The organism is Micromonospora sp. NPDC048843, assembly GCF_040649965.1.
GTDB classification, from domain to species: domain Bacteria; phylum Actinomycetota; class Actinomycetes; order Mycobacteriales; family Micromonosporaceae; genus Micromonospora; species Micromonospora hortensis.
The window spans coordinates 1-2437 of sequence record NZ_JBEZGJ010000352.1; the positions used below are offsets into that span (position 1 = coordinate 1).

At 71.7% G+C, this 2437-nt stretch carries 2 protein-coding genes; both read left to right on the forward strand.

From position 1 onward, the window contains the following. The first annotated feature begins 210 nt into the window (after positions 1–210). Entirely contained in the window at positions 211–1494 is a 1284-nt protein-coding gene (locus AB0C20_RS35985; RefSeq protein WP_357188474.1) for a thymidine phosphorylase, read from the forward strand. Between the two features lie 110 nt (positions 1495–1604). Further along, complete coding sequence (locus tag AB0C20_RS35990; RefSeq protein ID WP_112677367.1) at positions 1605–2285, forward strand: DUF4272 domain-containing protein; 681 nt, start codon at positions 1605–1607, stop codon at positions 2283–2285. The last annotated feature ends 152 nt before the right edge of the window (positions 2286–2437 follow it).

A 2437-nucleotide genomic window follows, 5' to 3' on the forward strand; every position in this document is an offset into this window, starting at 1 on the left:
CTCACCTGCAGTGGCACCTGGAGCGCGCGCTACGCTCGCTGCCGCTGGTCGACCGGGGTACCTCGGCGGCCGGCACATCAAGCCTGACCGCCCGGAGCCAGGCTTGATCCCTCCGCCGGGCACGGTCGGCCCCGGCCCCGTCGTGGGCACCCGCCGTCCCAGGGCACGGTTGCGGGGCGGCATCTCCATCCGACTAGGGAAGATCTTCTGATGAGTAGTGGTTTTGCGGCGGTTGACGTTATTCGGGTCAAGCGGGATGGGGGTGTGCTGTCGGACGCGCAGATCGACTGGGTGGTCGACGCGTACACGCGGGGGGTTGTCGCCGACGAGCAGATGTCCGCGCTGGCCATGGCGATCCTGCTCAACGGCATGACCGGCCCGGAGATCGCTCGGTGGACCGCTGCGATGATCGCCAGTGGTGAGCGGTTGGACCTGTCGGCGGTACGCCGGCCGACTGTCGACAAGCACTCGACCGGCGGCGTCGGCGACAAGATCACTCTGCCGCTCACCCCGTTGGTGGCGGCGTGTGGCGCGGCAGTGCCGCAACTGAGCGGCCGGGGTCTCGGGCACACCGGCGGCACGCTCGACAAGTTGGAGTCCATCCCGGGCTGGCGAGCCGCGGTGAGCAACGACGAGTTCATCGCCCAGCTCGACGAGGTCGGTGCGGTGATCTGCGCGGCCGGTGCCGGGCTCGCCCCCGCCGACCGCAAGCTGTACGCGTTGCGTGACGTGACCGGCACCGTGGAGGCGATCCCGCTGATCGCCAGCTCGATCATGAGTAAGAAGATCGCCGAGGGCACCGGGGCGCTGGTCCTCGACGTCAAGGTCGGCTCGGGCGCCTTCATGAAGTCCGTCGACCAGGCCCGCGAGCTGGCGCGCACCATGGTCGAGCTGGGCGGTGCGCACGGGGTGCGGACTGTCGCCCTGCTCACCGACATGTCCACCCCGCTCGGCCTGGCGATCGGCAACGCGGTCGAGGTGACCGAGTCGGTCGAGGTGCTGGCCGGTGGTGGACCGGCCGACGTGGTCGAGCTGACCCTCGCACTGGCCCGGGAGATGCTCGACGCCGCCGGTCTGCCGGACGCCGATCCGGCTGCGGCGCTGCGCGACGGCCGGGCCATGGACTCCTGGCGGGCGATGATCCGGGCGCAGGGCGGCGACCCGGACGCGCCGTTGCCAACGGCTGCCGAGGTGGAGGTGGTCCGCGCCGAGCGGGACGGGTACGTCGCGGCCGTCGACGCGTACGCCATGGGGGTTGCGGCATGGCGGCTCGGCGCGGGTCGGGCGCGCAAGGAGGACCCGGTCAGCGTGCCGGCCGGTGTGGTGTTGCACAAGCGGCCGGGTGACGAGGTGCGGGCCGGTGACGCGCTCTACGAGCTGCGTGCCGACGACGCGACCCGGATTCCGGCAGCGCTGACCGAGGCCGCCAACGCGGTGCGGATCGCGCCGACGGCCCCGGCGGCGACGTCGTTGGTCATCGAACGCATCGGCTGATCGATCCGGCGTCGCCCTGGCGTGGTGCCGGTCACCTGGGAGCGCTATTGTCGCAGGCCAAGGGGGGATAACCGGCCTTGCGCCGGCGCGAGCAGACAGGAAGATCCGCCGTGACCGTTGCTGCCCCCGACCCTCGTGAGGTGCGCGAGGCGAGCCTGGACGAGCTGTCCCGGCTCGGCCTGCCGTTGCCGCCGGCCCAGTTTCCCCTCGTCTGGGAGCCGGGTGACCAGATCGATCTACGCCCGACAGTGGAGATCGAGGCGCGAATCGCGGTGCTGCACCTGATCCTGGCCCGCTGTTTCGGGATGCCCCCGCAGGCGGCGATGAGCTGGCTGCTCGGCTCGCACCTGGTGGACATGGTGACCCCGCCGGAGTGGCAGTTCGTGATGGGCGGCAAGGGCGACCACAGGTCGTTCGTGCTGCACCACGACGCGCTCTTCGCGCTGGCGTGGGTGCTCGGGCTGAGCAAGCAGCTCGACCCGACGCTGGCCGTCGACGAGCGGCTGGTCGAGCGGTTGCCGCACATCGCCGAGGGGGAGACCTTTCCGCACTGGCGCTCGCGGATCCTCACCGCGCCGCAGCACCCGGCCGACGCGGCCGCCCTGCTCGACCTGCACTACTGCCTGGACTGGGCGTACCTGGAGACCGAGCGCGGCGGCCGGCGGGCGCCGGGCCTGGTCGACGCGAACGCGATCGGGCAGCGGCGTTGGGCGCTGGAGTGGGCGGTGATCCTGCGCGGGCCGTACCACGACGAGCCGCCCGGCTGGGAAGAGGTCGACCTCTCCACCTGAGGTCAGCGAGGTCGCAGGATGTCGAGCCGGACCGCCACTGTGACAGGGACCGGCTCGGCTGGAGCGTCGGTGCGGTTCGGCGAGGCCAAGCAACTGCTCCCGTACCGGGGGCGGACGCTGCTCGACGCCACACTCGACCTGGCCCGCTCGTG